The sequence below is a fragment of the Aeromonas sp. BIGb0445 genome (assembly GCF_024809075.1).
In the GTDB taxonomy this organism is placed as follows: domain Bacteria; phylum Pseudomonadota; class Gammaproteobacteria; order Enterobacterales; family Aeromonadaceae; genus Aeromonas; species Aeromonas rivuli.
Genome location: NZ_JANUES010000017.1, coordinates 53351 through 74219, shown reverse-complemented (window position 1 = coordinate 74219; position 20869 = coordinate 53351). Strand labels below are relative to the sequence as shown.

At 59.8% G+C, this 20869-nt stretch carries 20 protein-coding genes; 9 read left to right on the top strand and 11 right to left on the bottom strand.

Annotation, left to right across the window (positions count from 1 at the left end; all coding sequences use genetic code 11):
- Nucleotides 1-645: 645 nt before the first annotated feature.
- Complete coding sequence (locus M2367_RS19605; protein WP_259238039.1) at nt 646-1275, top strand: LysE family translocator; 630 nt, start codon at nt 646-648, stop codon at nt 1273-1275.
- A 131-nt stretch (nt 1276-1406) separates the two neighbouring features.
- On the opposite strand, the gene fis is transcribed toward M2367_RS19605, so the two are convergent.
- Entirely contained in the window at nt 1407-1703 is a 297-nt protein-coding gene (gene fis / locus M2367_RS19600) for a DNA-binding transcriptional regulator Fis (RefSeq protein ID WP_005309538.1), read from the bottom strand.
- Nucleotides 1704-1728: 25 nt separating this feature from the next.
- Nucleotides 1729-2694, bottom strand: coding sequence for a tRNA dihydrouridine synthase DusB (dusB, locus tag M2367_RS19595; RefSeq protein WP_224432113.1), 966 nt, complete (start codon nt 2692-2694; stop codon nt 1729-1731).
- 349 nt (nt 2695-3043) lie between these two features.
- On the opposite strand from dusB, the gene M2367_RS19590 reads away from it, so the two are divergent.
- The 4 genes from M2367_RS19590 (at nt 3044) to M2367_RS19575 (ending at nt 7833) form a co-directional block, all read left to right on the top strand.
- A complete protein-coding gene (locus M2367_RS19590; RefSeq protein ID WP_224432941.1) occupies nt 3044-4402 on the top strand; it encodes a TolC family protein in 1359 nt (452 codons plus the stop codon).
- Nucleotides 4403-4538: 136 nt separating this feature from the next.
- A complete protein-coding gene (locus M2367_RS19585) occupies nt 4539-5543 on the top strand; it encodes an HlyD family secretion protein (protein ID WP_224432114.1) in 1005 nt (334 codons plus the stop codon).
- Complete coding sequence (locus M2367_RS19580) at nt 5543-6685, top strand: ABC transporter permease (RefSeq protein WP_259238036.1); 1143 nt, start codon at nt 5543-5545, stop codon at nt 6683-6685. Before M2367_RS19585 ends, M2367_RS19580 begins: the two co-directional genes overlap by 1 nt.
- Nucleotides 6679-7833 (top strand): ABC transporter permease, encoded by a 1155-nt coding sequence (locus M2367_RS19575; protein WP_259238035.1) that lies wholly within the window; start codon nt 6679-6681, stop codon nt 7831-7833. Before M2367_RS19580 ends, M2367_RS19575 begins: the two co-directional genes overlap by 7 nt.
- A 49-nt stretch (nt 7834-7882) precedes the next feature.
- Here the strand turns inward: M2367_RS19575 and M2367_RS19570 are convergent, their stop codons facing one another.
- From M2367_RS19570 to M2367_RS19560, 3 genes are all read right to left on the bottom strand, one after another.
- Nucleotides 7883-8518 (bottom strand): SDR family oxidoreductase, encoded by a 636-nt coding sequence (locus M2367_RS19570; RefSeq protein WP_259238033.1) that lies wholly within the window; start codon nt 8516-8518, stop codon nt 7883-7885.
- A gap of 114 nt (nt 8519-8632) precedes the next feature.
- Nucleotides 8633-9487: a DnaA ATPase domain-containing protein gene (locus tag M2367_RS19565; protein WP_042041258.1), complete on the bottom strand. Its 855-nt coding sequence runs from the start codon at nt 9485-9487 to the stop codon at nt 8633-8635.
- A gap of 53 nt (nt 9488-9540) precedes the next feature.
- Complete coding sequence (locus M2367_RS19560; RefSeq protein ID WP_259238031.1) at nt 9541-10215, bottom strand: DnaT-like ssDNA-binding domain-containing protein; 675 nt, start codon at nt 10213-10215, stop codon at nt 9541-9543.
- Nucleotides 10216-10437: 222 nt separating this feature from the next.
- Between M2367_RS19560 and M2367_RS19555 the strand changes: the two genes are divergently transcribed.
- Nucleotides 10438-11409: a response regulator gene (locus M2367_RS19555; protein WP_224432119.1), complete on the top strand. Its 972-nt coding sequence runs from the start codon at nt 10438-10440 to the stop codon at nt 11407-11409.
- Between the two features lie 74 nt (nt 11410-11483).
- Here the strand turns inward: M2367_RS19555 and M2367_RS19550 are convergent, their stop codons facing one another.
- The 3 genes from M2367_RS19550 to M2367_RS19540 form a co-directional block, all read right to left on the bottom strand.
- Complete coding sequence (locus M2367_RS19550) at nt 11484-12884, bottom strand: peptide MFS transporter (RefSeq protein ID WP_224432120.1); 1401 nt, start codon at nt 12882-12884, stop codon at nt 11484-11486.
- A 213-nt stretch (nt 12885-13097) separates the two neighbouring features.
- The gene (gene galU / locus M2367_RS19545; protein WP_042041261.1) at nt 13098-14009 is read right to left on the bottom strand and encodes a UTP--glucose-1-phosphate uridylyltransferase GalU; all 912 of its coding nucleotides are present in this window, start codon (nt 14007-14009) and stop codon (nt 13098-13100) included.
- Nucleotides 14010-14102: 93 nt separating this feature from the next.
- Nucleotides 14103-14420 (bottom strand): ComEA family DNA-binding protein, encoded by a 318-nt coding sequence (locus M2367_RS19540; RefSeq protein ID WP_259238029.1) that lies wholly within the window; start codon nt 14418-14420, stop codon nt 14103-14105.
- A gap of 193 nt (nt 14421-14613) precedes the next feature.
- Here M2367_RS19540 and cysQ point away from each other — a divergent pair, with 193 nt between their 5' ends.
- Nucleotides 14614-15369 carry a 3'(2'),5'-bisphosphate nucleotidase CysQ gene (cysQ, locus tag M2367_RS19535; RefSeq protein ID WP_259238027.1) on the top strand — a complete coding sequence of 252 codons (756 nt, stop codon included), beginning with the start codon at nt 14614-14616 and terminating at the stop codon, nt 15367-15369.
- A 117-nt stretch (nt 15370-15486) separates the two neighbouring features.
- Here the strand turns inward: cysQ and M2367_RS19530 are convergent, their stop codons facing one another.
- From M2367_RS19530 to M2367_RS19520, 3 genes are all read right to left on the bottom strand, one after another.
- A complete protein-coding gene (locus tag M2367_RS19530; protein ID WP_042041266.1) occupies nt 15487-15783 on the bottom strand; it encodes a YciI family protein in 297 nt (98 codons plus the stop codon).
- A gap of 24 nt (nt 15784-15807) precedes the next feature.
- Entirely contained in the window at nt 15808-16371 is a 564-nt protein-coding gene (locus tag M2367_RS19525; RefSeq protein WP_042041268.1) for a septation protein A, read from the bottom strand.
- A gap of 95 nt (nt 16372-16466) precedes the next feature.
- Entirely contained in the window at nt 16467-17978 is a 1512-nt protein-coding gene (locus M2367_RS19520; RefSeq protein WP_042041274.1) for an aminotransferase class V-fold PLP-dependent enzyme, read from the bottom strand.
- Between the two features lie 235 nt (nt 17979-18213).
- On the opposite strand from M2367_RS19520, the gene M2367_RS19515 reads away from it, so the two are divergent.
- Both M2367_RS19515 and M2367_RS19510 read left to right on the top strand, forming a co-directional pair.
- Nucleotides 18214-18846 (top strand): hemolysin III family protein, encoded by a 633-nt coding sequence (locus tag M2367_RS19515; protein WP_042041269.1) that lies wholly within the window; start codon nt 18214-18216, stop codon nt 18844-18846.
- Nucleotides 18847-19004: 158 nt separating this feature from the next.
- Nucleotides 19005-20666 (top strand): putative transporter, encoded by a 1662-nt coding sequence (locus M2367_RS19510; RefSeq protein ID WP_259238022.1) that lies wholly within the window; start codon nt 19005-19007, stop codon nt 20664-20666.
- Nucleotides 20667-20869 lie beyond the last annotated feature (203 nt).

Sequence of the window (20869 nt, the reverse complement as noted above, 5' to 3'; positions counted from 1 at the left end):
GATCCCATGCCGAACTCAGAAGTGAAACGCGGTAGCGCCGATGGTAGTGTGGCATTCGCCATGCGAGAGTAGGACACTGCCAGGCTCCTAATTACAGTCACAGCGATGTGATTGGCCACAAATGCAGACGCATTTGGCTGGTAGCAAGACCCTGAAAGCCCGCTCTCACGAGCGGGCTTTTTTCATGCCTGAAATGTGTTGTGACAGCACATCGGCGCCCCCATTCAACGGGCTGGCAAGTGCTTGCCAGCGGGTCTGCCGAGCCAGACCGCCATGCTGAGCTAACCGATGGGAGCTAGGTTTATTCCCCTGACCCGCCACACGGCAGCAGCATCTCCACCACCCCCTCTTCCAGCCGCATATCGATGTGAAAAGCGAGCTGATTGACTAAATCGCCATTGCAGCAGGGCGCCCCTCTCGCAGTCTCTATTCCCCATGCCAAAGGAACACGACCGTTTAGCATCGGATAGGGTGAGCGTCTCTATTTTCCTTTGGGAGAGATGCAGTGGAGAAGGGGGGTAATGCACAGTGACTCGCCTCCTATCCGGTCGTTATCACCGGCATTGATAGTCGTTATAGCCTGGGTGAGGGATGACAATCGCTCTGGCCCCCTTAGACTATCCCTTTCCACGGGAGGACGCGTTCATGTTAGGGATCCATGATTTGGCATTGTTTATCGTATCTGGTCTGCTGCTCAATATCATGCCGGGACCTGACTCCTTGCTGGTCATGTTGCGCAGTGGCTCTCAGGGATGGCGAGCGGGCTCGATGGCGGCGCTTGGTATAGGCACTGGCACCATGGTGCACGTATTGGCGGCGGCATTAGGTCTATCGGCCTTGCTGAGTGCCTCTGCCAGCCTGTTCAGCGTCATCAAGCTGCTGGGGGCGCTCTACCTCATTTATCTGGGCATTGGCTTGCTGTGCGCACGACCTGGCGCCCCCTTGGATAACGGAGCGCTCAAGTTGGCTCCTTTGCCTTATGGCCGCCTCTTCTGGCAAGGATTTCTGACCAATCTTCTCAATCCTAAGGTGGCGCTGTTCTTTCTGGCGTTCGTGCCGCAGTTCATTGCCCCGGATGCTCCCCAGAAGGCGCTGGCGTTCATCTTGCTCGGTTGCATCTTCAATCTGAACGGGATGATCTGGTGCCATCTACTGGCACTGTCGACCGCATTTGCCAGCAGCAAGCTGAGGTTATCTGCCAGGTTGAGCCAATGGCTCCATCGGGTGATGGGGGGGCTTTTTGTCGCGCTGGGGATACGATTGGCGACGGAATAGGAGGGATGGAAGGGGACAGTCGTTTGGTTAAACGAGCGGTCATGTACGCTGTATCACACAGCGCAGTGCAATAGAAAAGGCGCATTCCATCGCTGGAATGCGCCTTGTCCTGCACAGACATGATCGAAGGATCAGTTCATGCCGTAACGTTTGAGTTTCTTGCGCAGGGTACCGCGGTTGATCCCCATCATCACGGCGGCGCGAGTCTGGTTACCACGGGTGTACTGCATGATCACGTCCAGCATGGGAGCTTCGACTTCGGAGAGGACCATATCATACAGATCAATCACTTCCTGACCGTTCAACTGGGCCAGGTAGTTACGCAGGGCCTGTTGCACAGAGTCACGCAGGGGGCGCTGGGTGGGCTCGGCGGCATGATTGTGAGTAGTTGTTACCAATGCATCAGAAGTCAGGGTTTGTTCGAACATATTCGGTCGGCTCTTTAGTTATGCGTTAACCTAATCCATCGAAATACACTTCAAGTGCGCTTAGCTGTGCATCTGCACAATCCAACGCATTGAAGTGCTTACGGAATTCTCGGCCCGTCTCTTCTTCATCCAGATACCAACCCACGTGTTTACGGGCAATGCGCGCTCCCAGAAAGGCACCGTAAAACTGATGCAGATTGGTTACATGCTCGTTCATCAGGGTGCGAACCTCATCCCTTCCGGGAGGTGGCAGCTTGGTTCCTGTCTCAAGAAAATGACGGATTTCCCGGAAAATCCACGGTCGTCCTTGCGCTGCACGGCCGATCATCACGGCGTCGACGCCGGTATAGTCGAGGACATACCGGGCCTTCTCCGGGCTGTCTATGTCGCCATTGGCGACAACAGGAATCGATACGGCCTGCTTAATCGCCCTGATAGTGTCGTACTCGGCTTCGCCCTTGTAGAGGCAGGAGCGAGTGCGACCATGCACGGCAAGGGCCGCGATACCGCAATCTTCGGCGATTCGGGCGATCTCCTCGCCATTGCGGTTATCCGGATCCCATCCTGTGCGGATCTTCAAGGTGACAGGCACTTCCACTGCATCGACCACGGCCCGGCAGATAGTTCTGACCAGATCGGGTTGGCGCAGCAGGGCGGAACCTGCCAACTTCTTATTCACTTTTTTTGCTGGACACCCCATGTTGATGTCGACGATCTGAGCGCCCTGCTCCACGTTGTAGCGGGCGGCAAACGCCATCATCTCCGGGTCGGCTCCAGCAATCTGGACCGATCGCAGTCCCGCTTCGGCAGAGTGGTCCATCCGCATCCTGGTCTTCTGGGTATCCCAGACGTCCGGATTGGCCAGCAGCATCTCGGAAACGGCCATGCCAGCTCCCAATCGCAAGCAAAGCTCACGAAATGGTCGGTCTGTTACACCGGCCATGGGGGCCACAATCAAGGGAGTTTCAAGCGTGTGGGGACCTATCTGCATTCCACGGTTACCATCGGCTTAGGGCGGCGTATATTACGCATTTTTTAGTCAGGATAAAAGGTTAGTATTTGAGCGTCAGGCATTTTTTTATGAAAAAAACGGCCAGCGAGCCCTTGCAAATTCTGGAGTGCTTGAAAATCGGGCAAATTGTGATGGGGGCTGCCGTCAGCTTGGGTGAAGGGATACAATCGAATTACCCGTGACCAGATCCCCGGGCTTTGCGTTATGATAATTGCCCTGCGTTGAGTAAAAACTCCAAACATTTTTATTATAAACAGCACGACCAACAGATTGGGGAAGTATGAGATCACGCGTTATCTGCCAGCTGGCATCCTGTCTGTTATGGCTCATGCTGACGCCGGCCCAGGCGCAGTCACTCAGCTTTAGCCAGGCCTGGAGCACGGTGTTGCAGCAAGACGAGGGGTTGGCCGCAGAGCAAGCCGGTGTCGACCGTGCCAAGCAGCTACGGGAAGCGGCCAAGGCCATGTATCTGCCCAAGGTGGACCTTGGGGCAAGCTACACCCATCTCGACAAACCGGTCGAGCTGGACATGCTGGATCTCAATCCCATTGCCAATCATCCCGAGTTTGGTCAGATCCTGGGGCCCGTCATGCAGGCATTGCAGCTCGGTGCCAGCGATTTTGTCACCCCTCTCACCAAGCAGAACGTGGTGACCAGCTCGGTCAAGATGCTGTGGCCGCTGTTCGTCGGTGGGCGCATCGATGCCGCTCAGGATATCCGCCAGGCTCAGGTGCTGGAGGCTCAGGAGCAACTGGTGCTCAAACAGCAGGCCAGTTTCGAGAGCCTCTCCCAGACTTATTTCGGCGTGGTGCTGGCGGCGCAGGTGGTGCAGACCAAGCAGGAGATCGAACAGGGATTGGCCCATCACCTCGATCATGCCCGCAAGCTGGAGGCGCAGGGCCAGATAGCCAAGGTGGAACGGCTCTCGGCTCAGTCGGCCTATGACAGGGCGCGTATCGATACCCAGAAGTATCGCCGTAGCCTGGAGATCGCCGAACTGGCCCTGGCCAGGATGCTCAAACTCAAGGGGGCCGAGCCCGACAATCCTCTGTTTATCAATACCAAGATGCCACCGATGGATGCCTTGGTGCAGGAGACCCTGACGGTGCACCCCGGGCTCAAGCTGCTGGCGGCGAAGAAGCAGCAGGCTCAGGGGCTCATCAAGCTGGAGAAGGGCAAGTACGCCCCCGAGCTGTTCCTGTTTGGTAATTACAACCTCTATGAAGATGACTCCATCACCTCCAGCCTGACCCCGGACTGGCTGGTCGGGGTCGGCGTCAGCATGCCGCTGGTGAGCCGGGATGGCCGCTCCGAGACCGTGCAGGCGGCCAAGAGTGCCGAGTTGCAGGTCAATCTGCTCCAAGCCAAGACCCGCGAGGATCTGGAGCTGCTGGTCGAGAAGACCTGGCGCGAAGCGGCCCAGGGGATGGAGGAGTATCAGGCCCTCGACTCGACCCAGCAATTGGCACAGGAGAATGTCTCCCTGCGCGACAAGGCATTCGCCCAGGGGCTCTCCACCTCGCTGGATGTGGTGGATGCCCGCAATCAGCTGGCCGGGGTAAAGACTCAGCGCGCCGCAGCGGCTTACCAGTATGTGGTATCGCTGGCGCGGCTGTTGGCGCTCTCCGGCCAGATGAACAGCTTCAATCAATACCAGTATGCCCAGGCCACCGAGGTGCGCTCATGAAGCACCTGCCTTGCAATGCAGGTGCACCGGCTTGCCGTTTCAATGAGCGCCCTCACTCCCTGGAGGCCACGGCGCCTGCCTTGTCCATTGTCCGTTTCTGTGTCGGCCGCACTGGCCCCGTTATCGAGGTATCAGCATGAGTCACTCCCCCATACGGCAGAAGATGCGCCAAGGTCGGCCGTTGTTGTTGCTCCTGGCGTTGGCATTGCTGGTTATCTGGCTTGGCTGGCGCTTCTGGCTGGCGTATCAGCCTGAACCGGTGCGGTTGCAGGGGCAGATAGAAGCGCAGCAGTATGCGGTCTCCTCCAAGGTGGCCGGGCGAATCGATCAGGTGCTGGTGAAAAAGGGAGACAAGCTGGACAAGGATCAGCTGGTGTTCACCCTGGCTAGCCCTGAAATAGAGGCCAAGTTGAGCCAGGCCAAGGCGGGCGAGGCGGCGGCCGGAGCCCTGGCACAAGAGGCCGAAAATGGCGCTCGTGCCCAGCAGATAGCGGCCGCCAAGGATCAATGGCAGCAAGCCAAGGTGGCGGCCACCCTGCGGGGAACAACCTATCAGCGGGTCGCCAACTTGCACAGGGATGGCGTCATGCCGTTGCAAAAACGCGATGAGGCCTGGACTGCCTGGCAGGCGGCCAAGTACAGCGAAGGCATGGCCTGGCAGCAGTATCAACTCGCCCTGGAAGGGGCGCGAGCCGAAACCAAGCTGGCGGCGCGGGAGAAGGTCAAGATGGCGGCGGGCTCCGTGGCCGAAGTGGAGGCCTATCTGGCCGATACCCGTATCACCAGCCCCCATGCCGGTGAGGTTGCCCAGGTGCTGCTGCAAAGCGGCGAGCTGGCTCCTCAGGGCTTCCCCGTGGTGACCCTGCTCGATATGCAGGATGCCTGGGCCCAGTTCCATGTGCGCGAAGATCTGCTGCCCCGCTTCCAGGTCGGCAGCGAGTTCGATGCCAGTATTCCCGGTCTGGGCGATCAGTCGGTGCGCTTCAAGGTGACCCATGTCGCCGTGATGGGGGACTTTGCTACCTGGCGTGCGACTGATACCCGTCAGGGGTTTGATATGAAGAGCTTCCAGGTCGAAGCCCGGCCGCTGCAGCCCGTAGATGGGCTGAGAGTCGGCATGAGCGTCCTGGTTCAACTCTGATGAGAGAGGAGCTGCGCCAGCTCTGGCGTGATCCGTTTGGCCGGGCTCTGGCCAGCTGGCTGCCCCTGCTGCTGATGGGGCTGCTGTGCTGGATTTTTTCCGCCGGTCTGGCACGGGATCTCAACATAGGCCTGGTGGATCTGGACAAGAGTCAGCTCTCCCGCCAGCTCGCCTTCTCTCTGGACGGCTCCTCGGGTCTCAAGCTGGGGGCCGAGTTTGATACTGTCAGCGAGGGCAGTCACGCCCTGCGTGGGGGGGATATCTACGCCCTGGTGGTGATCCCTCACCATCTGGATCGGGATGCCCGTGAGGGTCTTCAGCCTCAGGTCACAGTGTTCAACAATGGCCAGTTCATCCTGATTGCCAAGCTAGTCAATTCGGCACTGGCCCAGGTCGTTGGCACCCTCAATGGCCAGGTCGGGGTATTGAATGCCCTGGCCGAGGGGCAGGCACTGCCGGGGGCCATGGGCCAGGCGCTGCCCATCAACAATCAGATCACGGCGCTCTATAACCTCAACTCCAGTTATGCCCAGTTCCTGCTCAGCGCCTTGTTGCCCGCGGTCTGGCAGATATTGGTGGTGCTCTATGGCTTGAATTCCCTGGCCCGTGCCGACAGGTTGGGCCAGAGATGGTGCGCTGAAGGGGTCTGGCAGGGCCTGTGGCGCAAGCTGGCCCCGAATCTGCTCATCGGGTGGGGCTGGGGGCTGGGATGGAGCCTGATGCTGTTCAAGGTGCTGGCTTATCCCATGCAGGGCAGTTGGCTTGTGTTGACTCTTGGATTGGGTCTCACCACAGCCGCCTGCCTCAGCGTGGGCGCCTTGCTCTATGCCCTGCTAAGGGATACGGCGAGGGCACTCTCCATGGCGGGGGCCCTGACGGCCCCCGGTTTTGCCTTCATGGGGGTCACCTTTCCGACCAGCGCCATGGGCAGTTTCGCCGAAGGGTGGCGCAGCCTGCTGCCAGTCTCCCACTATATCGAGTTGCAGGTGGGTCAGGCCAACTATGGTCAGTCTCTGGCTCAAGCCTTGCCCCAACTGGCGCCGCTGCTCCTGTTCATGCCACTGTTCTGGGTGGTGGCACGCCGCTATCGGACCGACACCCTTTCCCCATCCCCCCATGGGAAGGAGCCTGGTCCATGTTAGGTTTTTGGGATCTGGTACGTCTCGAGCTGCGTACCCTGCTATCGGACCGGGCCATCATGCTGACCCTGTTTGGTGGCGTGCTCTTCTACTCCTTCCTCTATCCCCAACCCTATTTGCAGCAACTGCCTCGGGAAGAGCCGGTGGTGGTGATCAACGAGGATGGCAGCCAGCTCTCGCGCCAGCTTGAGTTTATGGCCGATGCGACGGCCCAGGTTCGCCTGGTCGCTCGGGTGAGCAGTCTGGATGAGGCGCGTCAGTGGCTCATGGACGGTCGGGCCAGCGGCATACTGCTGATCCCCCGCCACTTCTATCGGGACCTGTTGCAGGGCAAGAGCGTGACCTTAAGCTATAGCGGTGACGCCTCCTACTTCCTGGTGTATGGCACCATCGCCGAAGGGCTGGCACAGGCGAGCGGCACGCTCGCGGCCCAGATCAAGGTGGCGCGTCTGCTGGTCGAGGGGCAGGCACTGCCCCAGGCGGCCACGGGCTGGAGTGCGGTGGGGCTCAACGTGCTGCCCGTATTCAACCCGACCATGGGGTATGTGAACTATGTGGTGCCAGCGGTGTTCGTGCTGATCCTGCATCAGGTGTTGCTGATGGGGGCCGGCATCCTGGGGGCCACCCAGAATCAGCAAAGCGAGCGGGGAGAGGTGGGTTATTGGCAGAGGGCGCCGGTGCTGCCCCTGTTACTGGCGCGGACTCTGGTGCTGGGGGGGCTCTTTCTGATCCCTGTCAGCTACTTCTTCGGTTTCTGTCTGGATCACTACCAGATAACCCGCAGTGCTTCACCGGCGGTGCTCTGGTTGTTTGTGCTGCCCTTCGTGCTGGCGACCACCATGCTGGGCGTGCTGTTGGGGGCCCTGTTGTCCAGGCGGGATCTGCCGAGCCAGATAGTGTTGCTCTCATCTCTGCCCCTGGTGTTTCTGGCGGGCTTCATCTGGCCGGTGGAGTTGATCCCGGCACCGCTGAATTGGTTGGCCCAGTGGCTGCCGAGCACCCCGGCCATCGCCGGTTTCCTGCGACTCAACCAGATGGGGGCAGACTTTGTGCAGGTGGCGCCACTGTGGTGGCAGCTCTGGGGGCTGACGGCGCTCTATGGCGCACTCTCCTATTACTGGCTGGCCCGGCGTCAGCGGCCAAGAGCCTGAACGGCAAGGGCCAGCACTGAGGCTGACCCTTGTTGAGTGGTGGGAACAGTCAACCCCGCTGGAGGCCGGGGTCGCTGATGGCGTAGATCTGGCCGGCGGCCGTGCTGTCGGCGAGCAGGCTCAGCCCTTGAATGGCGACATCATGGCGTCGTACCAGGCCGTGGGTCTCTTGACCTTGACTCAATCGTGCCTGACCGGTTGGTTCGCCATCCTGCAAGCCAGCAGGGCGCAATATGGTCCAGGTCAGGGCGCTGGTCTGCAACCAGCTTTCGGCCAGACTCTTGAGACGGACCTCGTGGCCGAAGGCCGCCCTGGCGCGCTCGGGGAGATGCTGCCAGCTGTCGCCGCACCCAAGGGAGGTGACCAGCAGCAGACGCTTGAGCCCAGCCTCTTCCATCCCATCGATCAGATGGCGATTGCCCTCATAATCCACCGGCTCCGGGCTGCGAAAGCTGCCGAGGGTTGAGACGACCCAGCTATCCTTCCCCGCCAATGCGCAGGCATGGCTCACCGCCTCTTTATCGAGCGCATCCCCCAACAGCACATCGACCCCGATCGCATTCAACGCCTCGGCCGCTTGGGATGAACGCACCATGGCATGGACCTTATGCCCCTGGGCCCTGGCCACGTTTGCGAAGGCAAGTCCCAGCCCCCGGCTGGCTCCGAAGATAAGAATGGTGGGCATGACCCTCTCCTGTTTGCGAAAAGGTTAGCCTAAGGGTTCATGATGGAGGTGTAAATGAGAGCTGTTATTATTTGAGGGGTGTAGCAGAGCGGGCCACCGGGGCCCGCAGGGTGTTTAGCCGTTGTAGTGGCCGATACTGGGGCGACGGCTCGGACCACTGAGCTGAATATCCACCGGATTGAACGCCTTGATCGCCTCGAAGCTGAAGTCGCCAATGGCCTGATGCAGACTCTGGGGGCTGTGGTTGGTGATGATGATGACGCTCTTGGAGAGGTTGCGGCGCCGGCGCAGCAGGTGGCCGAGGAAGCTGGACTGGCTCTCCGCCATCTTGGCCCTGTTGGCGGCCACCTCGTCGAGGATCAGCAGATCAACTTCTTCCAGGGCACGGCGATACTGGTTGCGCTCCTCCTGATCCTGGATGACGTTGAAGAAGAGCCTGTCCACCACCGAGGCCCACTGCTGGAAGATCACCGATTTCTGGTGCTGCTCGATCAGTTCGTGTGCCACGGCCCCGGCCAGGGTCGACTTGCCGGTGCCATAGTCACCATAGATGAGCATGCAACCGCCACCGCTCTTCTCCCAATGCTCGAAGCCGCTGATGAAGTAGCGTGCGGTCTCCATGGGGTATTGCAGGCTGGGATCCCCGCTATCCATGCGCTCGAAGACCCATTCCGGATTGAGGTCGGCCTGGGCGATCAGTTTCTGAATGCGCTCCTGACGGGCCGTTTTCTGCAGCTGGCGCACCTCGGCATTGGCCTTGGCGTCGTACTCTTTACGCAGGGTTTCGTAGTCGTACTGGCCGCCGCCGGTCTCGGCCTGCAGCTTGCGGATCCGCTCGAGCAGACCGCCCACATGACGGCTCAATTCTGGGTCATGGACTCGGTTGTCCTGTTTGGCCTTGGCGATACGTTGCCGCTTGGCTTCGATCTCGGCCAGCTCCTGGCGCAGGGGATCCTGTTCATCTGCCATCTTGATATGCTCCTGGTGCCGGGGTGGCGATCATTGTTCGGGTTGGGGCTAGCTCAATCATGCTCGCTCTCTTGCTGCTCGGCCAGCCGTTTGGCCTGCTCTATCATCTCCTGGGCGCGTTTGCTCGGGCCGGAAGAGACGGGTTCTGCGCTCACCTGCTGGTAGCCTTGTACCTCGGTTTGCGAGCGACGAACATAGCGACGGGTCTTGAGGGCCCGGATGAATTTGAGCATCCACTGGTGCTGGGAGTCAAAAACCTCGGGACGCCCCAGCCAGTAAGCGATGAACTCGCCGAGATCCTCCTCGCTGTAGCTGGCATCTATGACGCCACAGAGGCGCGCCAGCGCGGGCAGCTCCTCGTCCGGACGCCAGTGCAGGTGCATCTGGAAGGGCCGCTCAGGCAAGGGGCTGCGGCTGCGTTGGTTCAGCAGGGGCAGAGTAAAGGTGCACTGGTGATAGTGCTCACTCTCCACCGGGCTCTCAATATGCAGCAAGCCTGCCTCGATCAGCTCGTCAAACAGGGCGGTGAGCTGGCGGGCATTGACCTGATAACTGAAGCCGCTGGCATCCATGGGATCGACCACCGCCAAGGTGCGTCCCAGTTCAGGATAACTGAGCCGGGGGGGCTGGTTCTCCATGATCAGTCGCCGCAACTGCAGACTGTAGAGGCTGCGAGCCGGATGAGACAATCTGGGATGGGCGAGGGCGCTGTATTCGGCTGGAGTCATGGCGTTCTTCGCTAGCTAGGATGGCGCCATTATCCCCCATGGGCTGGCTGGGCACAATTAAGGGCTGATCCTGGGCGCATTCTGATTGGCGGCTGCGAATAACCCGTCTCTATACAGGGATTAATAATCATGCGTATTTTTGCGGGGTCACCCCGTCCGCGGGGGGCGGCTGTGGTCTAGGATTAGGCTCTAATCGGCATGAACCACAAGAGTTGTAGCAAGATGTTAAGAGCCGGAATCAGGATCCTGGTGGTGGAGGACGAAGCTGTCTTTCGCCACATGTTGGTGAATTATCTAGAGAATGAAGGAGCTTGCGTGTTCCAGGCCGAGGATGGCATCGAGGGATTGTCCGGGGCTGCCCTCTATCATCCCGATATAGTGCTGTGCGATCTGGGCATGCCTAATCTGGACGGTCATGAGGTGATTGCCTGCCTGGTGGCGCGTTATCCCCAGATCCCCATCATCGTCATCTCGGGCCAGAACCGGATGGAAGAGGTCGGCCGTGCCCTGCGCGGTGGTGCCCGGGATTTTCTGCTCAAGCCCATTCGTGACTGGCCCCAGGTGGCGCAGAGCATCAATCAGTGCCTGTCGGCCCCAGATCTCTCCAGCCCGCAGCTGGAATTGGTCGAACACCTCCATTACTTTCGCCACCATGACGGTGCGGCAACCCGCTTGCTCGGCAATCTATCGACCCCGGTCTTGCAGGAGTGGGGCCCCTGGCAGGTCACGTTCGAGGGGATGGGCAACCTCTTCATCCCGGATACGTTCAGGGTGGATAACCGTCTCCTGGTGCTGGTGATGGAGCTGCCGGTGCTGGCTGCGGATGCCGCCTTCTGCGGCGCCTTGGTGCGCTCACTGCTCAATGTCCCCTATCGCGAGTATCAACAGAGGGAGAGTCAGCTACTGGCTCAGCCCCACCGATTGCTGGCCTATCTCAATTGGCAGTTGATGGAGTCTGGCCTGCGTCACTCCTTCTCGATGGCCGCTCTGCTGTTTGATGAAGAAGAGGGCCTCAGCTTTGCCAATGCCGGCATCACTTCCCCCCATTGGCTGATGCGTAGCGGCGGACTTCCCCTTGGCCTGATGCGGGATGGCCACTACCGGCTTCATAAACGGAGTTGGCACGACCCCTTCGAACTGCAGATCCGCAGTGACACGGGTTGTGCCCTGCATATGCAGGTGCGCCACCACTAGCCTCTCGCCATCCAATCCATAAAAAGAGGGCACCCAATGGGTGCCCTCTTTTTCATGACGTTCGCTATGGGCAATCAGACGGTCGCTGAGTGCAGTTTCTTGTCATCTTGCTCATCAGGTGCCTCGGCATGGCCTTCGGCCCCGTGCATCCAGTAGACCAGGCGGTTGGCCATGGTCAGCAGCAGCAGAGCACTGAGCACGGCGGCGGCGGCGATGCCACCGAAGATGGCAATGGCACCGGACTCGCCCACGAAGGAGCCAATGAAGCCGGCGGCATAGTTGGCCAGGGCAACAAAGCCGAACCAGGCACCCATCATCAGGGAGGCCAGGCGCAGGGGAGCCAGCTTGGTCACCATGGAGAGGCCGATGGGGGAGAGGCAGAGCTCACCCAGGGTGTGGAACAGGTAAGCGCCGACCAGCCAGAACATGGAGGTCTTGACGCTCTGATCGCCACCTTGCTCCAGCACGGCACCAATCATGAACAGGAAACCTATGGCCAAGAACAGCAGGCCCATGGCGAACTTCACCGGGGAGTTTGGCTCTTTCTTGCCAAGCTTGATCCAGATGGCGGCAACCAGGGGGGCCAGGGTGATGATGAAGAAGGGGTTCAGGGATTGGAACCAGGCCGTCGGCACCTCGAAGCTGCCGATCATGCGGTCGGTATACTCCTGGGTGTAGAGGTTCATCAGACCGCCAGCTTGTTCGAAGCCAGCCCAGAAGATGATGGTGAACAGACCCAGAATGAGGATGACCTTGATACGATCCACTTCCTGCTTGGTCAGGGGAGCCTTCTGGTTTTTGGAGCGCTTGGCGGCAGCCAGCTTGGCCGCAGGAACCCGGCCAATGTCGCCTAGGAAGTTCTGCGCCATGGTCGCTTGCAGCACCAGGGAGAGCAGCATGCCGATGCCGGCGCCGACGAAGGCGGCCTGCCAGCCATAGGCGGTGGCGGCAGCCCCACAGATCACCCCGGCCAGCAGGGAGCCCAGGTTGATACCCATGTAGAAGATGGTGAAGGCACCGTCACGACGGTGATCCCCTTCCTGATAGAGATCGCCCACCATGGTGGAGATGTTCGGTTTGAACAGGCCATTGCCCACGATCAGCAGGGCGAGGCCCGCGTAGAAGACGCTATTGACCATGTCCGGGAACATGGCATGGGGCAGGGCCAGGGTGAATTGCCCCGCGGCCATCAGGATGGCACCGATCAGGATGGAGCGGCGTTGTCCGAGTACAGTGTCGGCCAGCCAGCCACCGATGAGCGGCGTGATATAGACCAGACCCGTGTAGATGCCGTAGAGCTTGAGGGCATCGGCCTGGCTCCAGCCCATGCCGCCGTTGGCGGTCAGGTCGGTCAGATAGAGCACCAGCACGGCACGCATGCCGTAGTAGGAGAACCGCTCCCACAGTTCGGTACTAAAGAGCAAAAAGAGCCCTTTAGGGTGACCTAAAAAGGTCCCTTTTGACGGATTATTCATGGAACTTCCACCTGTATCTTTTATTTTTTTAGGAATTTTATGCAAGGGCTCGGAACAAGCCTTAAACCTTATAAAACAAGCGTGATTGAATTACAAGGCCATGATTTGGTAGTTAATTGTTTGCTCAAAGCTGAATATTTGTTGATAAAATGAAAACGGGGCATCAAATGATGCCCCGTTTAATATTCTGTTGAATGGCGAAAAAATCAGCGTTTACAACTGTTTGGCAAACTGAGCCAGCCACTGTCTGAATTCTGCGCCGAGCTCGCCATGGCGGGCTGCGTACTCGACATTGGCCTTCATATAACCAAGCTTGCTGCCGCAATCATGGCTTCTGCCCTTCATGGAGTAAGCGTTGACCTGCTCGCGCTCCATCAGCATGGCGATGGCGTCGGTCAGCTGGATCTCGTCGCCAGCACCGGCGGGCGTCTTCTCCAGCAGCGGCCAGATGTTGGCCGACAGCACATAACGACCCACCACCGCCAGGTTGGAGGGGGCCTCATCCCGGGGCGGCTTCTCTACGATGGCCTGCATCGGCAGGGACATGCCAGCGGTCAGCTCCTCCCCTTTGACGTCGGCGATGCCGTATTTGTCGACCTCGCTCTGGGGCACGGTCTCGACCATGATCTGGCTGATCTGGTCTGCCTCAAACAGATGCACCATCTCGGCCAGGTTATCTTGCTTGAGATCGCTGGCCATCTCGTCGATCAGTACGTCCGGCAGCAGCACGGCAAAGGGGTTGTCGCCGATCAGCGGACGGGCGCAGAGCACCGCATGGCCCAGCCCTTTGGCTTCTCCCTGGCGGACATGCATGATGGTCACGTCCTTGGGACAGATTTGCTGCACCTCTTCCAGCAGTTGGCGCTTGACCCGCTTCTCCAGGGTCGCTTCCAGCTCGAAACTCTTGTCGAAATGGTTCTCGATAGAGTTCTTGCTGGAGTGGGTGACCAGGATGATCTCCTTGATCCCGGCGGCGATGGCTTCACGCACCACATACTGGATCAGGGGTTTGTCGACCACTGGCAACATCTCTTTCGGGATGGCCTTGGTGGCGGGCAACATGCGGGTACCCAGGCCAGCAACGGGTAGCACGGCCTTGCGAACAACGAGCGGTGTCTTTTTCATGGAGATATATCCGGTGAGACAAAGTGGGCACATGATACCCGAAGAAAAATGGGGCAGCCACTGGCTGCCCCGGGACATGAGTCCGCTCCTGTCTTACTTGACGATGATCAGATCCCGATTGGCCTCCAGCGTCGCCGGGCCAATGCCACTCACGTCGGCCAGCTGATCCACAGAGTTGAATTTCCCCTGCTTCTCGCGGTAGTCGATGATGGATTGCGCCTTCTTGTCGCCAATGCCCTTGAGGGCGGTCAGCTCGTCCAGGCTGGCCGTATTGAGGTTGATCTTGCCCGCCTGGTTGGCGGCGTTGCTGGTGACGGCTTGGGTTGCGGTTTTCTCTGCCGCCAGTGCGGGTTGGCCGAGTAACGGCAGGGTTGCCAATAGCACGGCACAGGTGAGTGTGAGACGTTTCATCGACTCTCTTCCTTGAGCAAGGACGCGGGTTGCGCCGTCTTGATGTTTAGCTCAGCGGTGGCCGTTTCTGTCTGTCAGAAATGACAGGGGAGGGCTGCCATTTCTGACAGGGAATAACTCATGATAAACGGCTATAAGCTGGCGGTTCTGATTCGGGTAGACTGAGCTATCTTTTTGACTTGGAAGCTATTTTATGTCCTTTCCCCCAATTGCCGCACTCGAAGCCATCGCCCGGGCCGCAGGCGATGCCATACTGGCCATCTACCAGCAAGCCTTCACCGTGGAGTACAAAGCCGACGAGAGCCCGCTGACGGCGGCAGACAGGGGGGCCCATGACGTGATAGTGGCCGGTTTGGCGCGTCTGACCCCCCATATCCCCGTGTTGTCCGAGGAATCCGGGGAGGAGGTGTTGCAGGCCAGGCTAGGTTGGCAACGCTATTGGCTGGTGGATCCCCTGGATGGCACCAAGGAGTTTGTCTCCCGCAACGGTGAATTTACCGTCAACATAGCGCTTGTCGAAGAGGGCCGTTCGGTCTGGGGCATGGTCTATGCTCCCGTGCTGAACAAGCTGTGGTATGGCGGCAAGGGGCTGGGGGCATGTTGCCGCGAGGGGGGCGTCAGTCGCTCTATCCAGACCCGGCCTCACCAGGAGGGAACCCCCTGGCGTGTGGTGGGCAGTCGCAATCACCTCTCTCAGGAGACCCTCGATTTTCTGGCCCCCCTTGGGGAGATCGCGCTGGTTTCCATGGGCAGCTCCCTCAAGTTTTGCGTCATCGCCGAGGGCGGAGCCGAGCTCTACCCCAGACTGGCGCCGACCTGCGAATGGGACACCGGCGCCGCGCAGGCGGTCCTGGAAGGGGCGGGGGGCAGTGTCACCCAGCTCGATGGCGCCCCCCTCGTATACAACAAGCCGGATATCCTCAATCCCTGGTTTGTGGCGCGAGCCTGAGGCACCGTTCTGGCAAGCAGTGAATGGGCGGGGGATGTCTGGCTGCCAGCCTTCCCTCAAAAAAACAGGCCGGACAATGTCCGGCCTGTTGGTTGGTGGTGAGCTGCCCGTGTTCCCTTAGAACACCTTCTTGAATGGCTTGATGGTGACCTTGTCATAGACGCCGGCGGCGACATAGGGGTCAGCATCTGCCCATGCCCGGGCATCGGCCAGGCTGTTGAACTCGGCGATGACGGTCGAGCCGCTGAAGCCCGCATCGGCCGGATCCTCGGCATCGATGGCGGGATTGGGCCCCGCAGTCAGCAGGCGCCCTTCATCCTGCAGCGCCTGCAGCCGGGCGAGGTGGGCGGGGCGAGCCTGTTTGCGCAGGGCCAGGCTGGCGGCCACATCTTCTGAGTAGATCAGATACCACATGAGAGGATCCTTTTCGGGTTGCGGTTATTTTTTCTGCTCGAGTTTTTGGGCCTCTTTCTGCTCCGCCGGCATATGGCGGTAGAGATAGACGCCGGAGAGCAGGGTGAAGACCAGGGTCAGGCCGAGCAGGCCGAACACCTTGAAGTTGACCCAGACCTCCTGGGGCAGATTGAAGGCGACATAGAGATTGAGCAGGCCGCAGAGGGCGAAGAAACCGGCCCAGGCCAGGTTGACCCTGTCCCAAATGGGATCCGGTGCCTGCAACTCCTTGCCCAGCATCTGCTTGATCAGGTTCTTGCCAAAGCCGTAGCGCGCGATGAGCAGGGCGAGGGCAAACAGGGCATTGATGACGGTCACCTTCCACTTGATGAAGGAGTCATCATGGAAGAAGACGGTCAGACCGCCGAAGAAACCGACCAGGATAAAGGTGAACAGCTGCATCTTCTCGACCTTGCGATAGCGAAGCCAGCCATAGAGCAGCTGCAGACCCGTGACCACCACCAGGGCGCCGGTTGCGGCATAGATGTCCACCATCTTGTAGACGGCAAAGAAAACGATAAGCGGAATAAATTCAAAAAATTGCTTCATGCTGGCTCATTCACCTCGAAATTTCATCCAGTCTACCTGTCCGACAGACAACGGCAAATGAATAAGACCCGCCCCGGGGGCCTGAGTTCCCTTGCTTATGCATCGACGAACAGCTCGGCGGCGACCCTCAACCCTAATCGGGTCTGATCTGCCAGCAAGTCGCGGATGTCAGACTCCTCAATCTGAGGATTGAGCAGCACGGCGCGCAGCAGTACCAGGGGTTGATCGTCGTAGCGGCTCAGTGCGCGCTGGGTGCGGGAGACGAAGCTGTGCCCCTCGGCGCGCTGGGCTTTTTGCAGCGCAATGTTGAAGGCATTGATCTGGTCGTTGGCCGCCTCGTCCAGGGGCTGACCCTGCAGGTGGGGCGGGATGCAGCGATAGGAGAGCAGGTTCATCACCGGCGCAGACATCAGCTCGAAGGCAGGATCCGCGTCTATCAGCGCCGCCATGCAGCGCGCCTTGTCATAGTTTGCTTCGATGAGGGTGCGATAGCCCGCCTCGCCGAGCAGTTGAAAGGCGGCATCCAGATAGAGGGCATTGGCGGGACGGGTGCCTTCCAGGGTGAAGCGGCCCTGATCGAAGGAGCTGGCACGAATGGCGTAGGGGGCTTCGCGTTTGACCGCCATCACCAGATCCGGTCGCTTGCAGAGCAGCATGCCGGTGCCAAGGGGGATCAGCAGCTGCTTGTGGCCATCCAGGGTGACGGTATCGGCGGCCTCTATGCCCGCCAGTAGCGACCGATAGCGGGGAGAGAAGAGCGTCGGGCCGCCCCAGGCGGCATCCACGTGGAAATGCACCCCTTCCCGGCGGGCGATGGCGGCGAGTTCAACCAGGGGGTCGACGGAGCCAAAGTCGGTACTGCCCGCCACCCCTATGATGGCGAGCACCTTGAGGCGCTGGGCCTTGCACGCGAGCAAGGCGGCCTCCAGGGCGGGCAGGCTGAGGCGATTGTCGGCATCCGTGTCCAGGCGATGCACACTGGCCGCGCCCAGCCCCAGCAAGTCCATCCCCTTGTCGAAGGAGTAGTGCATCAGGCGTGAGCCAAGGATGACGGCACCGCGGTAACCCTGCTCGACCAGATTGAAGAGGTTATCGCCCACCGCATGGTTGCGGGCCAGCCAGAGGGCGGTGACGTTGGCGATGGTGCCGCCGCTGGTCATGACACCGAGGGCTGCGTCTTTGGCATGCATCTGGCTGCGATAAAACGCATCCTCATCCCGGTAGACGAGGCGGTGTAGCTTGGCCAGGACTTCCCGCTCGAGGAAACTCAGCAGGCGGGAGGACTCCATCTTCATCGGATTCTGGTTGAGCATCACCAGCAGCCGGGCCAGCTCGCCGGTGAAGGCGGGCAGAGGGGCCGTCATGTGGCCCATGTAGTGACGGGAGGCGAGATGGGAAGCGCCAGGCACCAGTTGTTCGAGCCGTGCCAGATAGGCCTGGGTATCCATGCCCTCGCCGGGCACAGTGGCATCATCGAGTTGCTGGCAAAACTGCTCATGCCTATAGGGCGCCTCGCTGTCATCGGCGCGGTGAAAGCGCTCCAGCAGGCGGGTCACGGCAGCGGCCAAGGCCGGGTCCGGTTTGGCAAAGAGTTCGGTCAACGTCATCGGGGTCTCCAGACCAGGCCGGCGGACCACGCCATCCGGGCGCATGGGCCAAGGGGTCGCGGCGGCATCAATACGGGTCATCACCAGAACCACTCAGGGGCAATGGGCTGGCGGCAGAGGATACACCAAAGGGGCGCGGCTGGCAGCCACTCCCTTTTTTCAGCTAACACTTGTACTCTTAAATCCTCTTGGGCTAGAGTGAAGCCTCTAATCATTGGTATCGAGAGTGGGTGCGATGGACTATTCCCCCCGTGAAGAGTGGGCGAATCGCTGGAGTCATGGCCTGGGGTTGGGGCTGGGGATAGTGGGCGGGATCTGCCTGTTGCTCAAGGGGTGGGATCAAGGGCCCCTGGCCCGGCTCAGTTATGGCCTCTACAGCGCCAGCCTGATATTGCTATTCCTCGCCTCCACCCTCTATCACAGCATGGAGGAGGGGCCCTGGCGGCGTTGGTGCAAGATCTTCGATCACTGCGCCATCTATCTGCTGATCGCCGGCACCTATACCCCCTTCCTGCTGGTCGCGCTCGATAGCCCTCTCGCCGATTGGCTGATGGCGGTGATCTGGCTGCTGGCTCTGTTCGGGGTGGTGTTCAAACTTATTTTTATCAATCGTTTCAAACGACTGTCCCTTGTCACCTATCTGATCCTGGGCTGGCTCTCTCTGCTGGTGGTCTACCAGCTCTACCTCAATCTGGCCGTTGGCGGCTTGGCATTGCTGGCGCTGGGTGGCCTCATCTACAGTCTGGGCGTCATCTTCTACGCCAACAAGCGGATCCCCTACAACCATGCCATCTGGCACCTGTTTGTACTGGGGGGGAGCCTGTGCCACTTCGGGGCCATTTATGGCTACGTGGCCTCTCTACCCTGAGGCGATAGCGCGAGCACCCATATCACGGGCATTGAATCTATCCCTTAATTGGTAATTTCTGCTCCAGGTTACGCCAGAATCGTGCGCCGCCACACAGTCATCCCCCTCCTTTGCTGACAAGCTAGGCCGAGTCAAATTCGGAACAAGGATGGCGGAAAATGAGTGAGATCGCGCTTTCTATCAGCATGCTATCCCTGGTGGCGGTGCTCGGGCTCTGGCTGGGCAACTGGAAGATCCACGGGGTGGGATTAGGGATAGGGGGGGTGCTGTTTGGCGGTATACTGGTCGGCCACTTCGCCGGTATTTTGCTGGTGAGTTTCGATGACCACACCCTGCATTTCATCCAGGAGTTCGGGCTGATCCTGTTTGTCTACACCATCGGCATCCAGGTCGGTCCCGGGTTCTTCTCCTCCTTGCGCAGTTCCGGGCTCAAGCTCAATGGTTTTGCCGCTCTGCTGGTGGTGCTCGGCTGCGTGGTGGCGCTGGGACTTCACAAGCTGTTTGACGTGCCGCTGCCGGTGATCCTCGGGGTCTTCTCCGGGGCCGTGACCAATACCCCTTCCCTGGGGGCGGGTCAGCAGATCCTGGCCGAGCTGGGCGCCGCTCCCGGCTCCACGGCGCTGATGGGGATGGGCTATGCGGTGGCCTACCCGTTCGGGATCTGCGGCATACTGCTGACCATGTGGTTGGTGCGCGTATTTTTTCACATCAAGATCGAGGATGAAGCCGTTCGTTTCGAGCAAGAATCCGGCACAGTCCGCGAGAGTCTGCAGACCATCAATATCGCGGTACGCAACCCCAACATGCACGGACTCATGCTCAAGGAGATCCCCAGTCTGGATGAGACGGATGTGATCTGCTCACGTCTGAAGCGGGGCGATGAGCTGATGGTGCCGCGCCCGGATACCCGCATCCAGACCGGGGATCTGCTGCATCTGGTCGGAGAGCGCCATGCCCTGCGCAAGGTATTGCTGGTGTTGGGGGAGGAGGTCGATACCTCCCTCTCGACCCGGGGTACCGAATTACGGGTCGAGCGGGTGGTGGTGACCAACGAGCAGGTGCTCGGCAAGAAGATCCGCGATCTCGACATCAAGCAGCGCTATGACGTGGTCATCTCGCGCCTCAACCGGGCCGGGATCGAGCTGGTTCCCACCAGCCAGACCAGCCTGCAATTTGGTGACATCCTTAACCTGGTCGGCCGGCTCGATGCCATAGAAGCCGTGACCTGTGTCGTGGGCAACGTGCAGCAAAAACTGCAACAGGTGCAGATGCTGCCGGTATTCATCGGCATCGGGCTCGGGGTGTTGCTTGGTTCAATTCCCTTCTATCTGCCCGGTTTCCCGGCGGCGCTCAAGTTGGGCCTGGCTGGCGGCCCTCTGGTGGTGGCCCTGATCCTCGCCCGGATCGGCAGCATAGGTAAGCTCTATTGGTTTATGCCTCCCAGCGCCAACCTTGCCCTGCGGGAGATAGGCATAGTGCTGTTTCTGGCCGTGGTCGGGTTCAAATCCGGTGCGGGTTTTGTTGATACCCTGCTTCACGGTGATGGCCCTGCCTGGGTGCTCTATGGCATGGCGCTGACCCTGATCCCTCTGCTGGTCGTTGGCGTACTGGCGCGTCACTACGGCAAGCTCAACTACCTGACCCTGTGCGGTTTGCTGGCGGGTTCGATGACGGATCCCCCGGCCCTGGCTTTTGCCAACGCCATGCACAGCAGCAGCGGTGCCAGTGCGCTTGCCTACGCGACGGTTTATCCCCTGGTGATGTTCCTGCGCATCATCTCGCCGCAACTGTTGGCCATACTGCTCTGGGCTGGCATCTGACGTGTCAGTTGGCATCACGGCATGATGCCAACTGACCCATTTCAACCAATTGAAATAAATAGTTTTTTATCAGTAGGCATAACAGATGCCAACCCTCCGGTTTCTAAGCCTGTTTCCCCTCAAAAAGCCCTCATTCGTTCTAAATTCCTCACTGGTTGCTAGTGACTCATTCGAATAAAGTGGATGCTGGAAAATTGTATGCC

Bases quoted from the DNA above. Each gene is read 5' to 3' on its own strand.
- M2367_RS19560 (WP_259238031.1), bottom strand. From the start codon at position 10,215: ATGACTCCAGCCGAATACAGCGCCCTCGCCCATCCCAGATTGTCTCAT.
- galU (WP_042041261.1), bottom strand. From the start codon at position 14,009: ATGAAAAAGACACCGCTCGTTGTTCGCAAGGCCGTGCTACCCGTTGCT.
- M2367_RS19550 (WP_224432120.1), bottom strand. From the start codon at position 12,884: ATGAATAATCCGTCAAAAGGGACCTTTTTAGGTCACCCTAAAGGGCTC.
- M2367_RS19605 (WP_259238039.1), top strand. From the start codon at position 646: ATGTTAGGGATCCATGATTTGGCATTGTTTATCGTATCTGGTCTGCTG.
- dusB (WP_224432113.1), bottom strand. From the start codon at position 2,694: ATGCAGATAGGTCCCCACACGCTTGAAACTCCCTTGATTGTGGCCCCC.
- M2367_RS19585 (WP_224432114.1), top strand. From the start codon at position 4,539: ATGAGTCACTCCCCCATACGGCAGAAGATGCGCCAAGGTCGGCCGTTG.
- M2367_RS19565 (WP_042041258.1), bottom strand. From the start codon at position 9,487: ATGGCAGATGAACAGGATCCCCTGCGCCAGGAGCTGGCCGAGATCGAA.
- M2367_RS19530 (WP_042041266.1), bottom strand. From the start codon at position 15,783: ATGTGGTATCTGATCTACTCAGAAGATGTGGCCGCCAGCCTGGCCCTG.
- M2367_RS19575 (WP_259238035.1), top strand. From the start codon at position 6,679: ATGTTAGGTTTTTGGGATCTGGTACGTCTCGAGCTGCGTACCCTGCTA.
- M2367_RS19540 (WP_259238029.1), bottom strand. From the start codon at position 14,420: ATGAAACGTCTCACACTCACCTGTGCCGTGCTATTGGCAACCCTGCCG.
- M2367_RS19570 (WP_259238033.1), bottom strand. From the start codon at position 8,518: ATGCCCACCATTCTTATCTTCGGAGCCAGCCGGGGGCTGGGACTTGCC.
- M2367_RS19580 (WP_259238036.1), top strand. From the start codon at position 5,543: ATGAGAGAGGAGCTGCGCCAGCTCTGGCGTGATCCGTTTGGCCGGGCT.
- M2367_RS19590 (WP_224432941.1), top strand. From the start codon at position 3,044: ATGCTGACGCCGGCCCAGGCGCAGTCACTCAGCTTTAGCCAGGCCTGG.
- M2367_RS19520 (WP_042041274.1), bottom strand. From the start codon at position 17,978: ATGACGTTGACCGAACTCTTTGCCAAACCGGACCCGGCCTTGGCCGCT.
- M2367_RS19510 (WP_259238022.1), top strand. From the start codon at position 19,005: ATGAGTGAGATCGCGCTTTCTATCAGCATGCTATCCCTGGTGGCGGTG.
- M2367_RS19525 (WP_042041268.1), bottom strand. From the start codon at position 16,371: ATGAAGCAATTTTTTGAATTTATTCCGCTTATCGTTTTCTTTGCCGTC.
- M2367_RS19555 (WP_224432119.1), top strand. From the start codon at position 10,438: ATGTTAAGAGCCGGAATCAGGATCCTGGTGGTGGAGGACGAAGCTGTC.
- M2367_RS19515 (WP_042041269.1), top strand. From the start codon at position 18,214: ATGGACTATTCCCCCCGTGAAGAGTGGGCGAATCGCTGGAGTCATGGC.
- cysQ (WP_259238027.1), top strand. From the start codon at position 14,614: ATGTCCTTTCCCCCAATTGCCGCACTCGAAGCCATCGCCCGGGCCGCA.
- fis (WP_005309538.1), bottom strand. From the start codon at position 1,703: ATGTTCGAACAAACCCTGACTTCTGATGCATTGGTAACAACTACTCAC.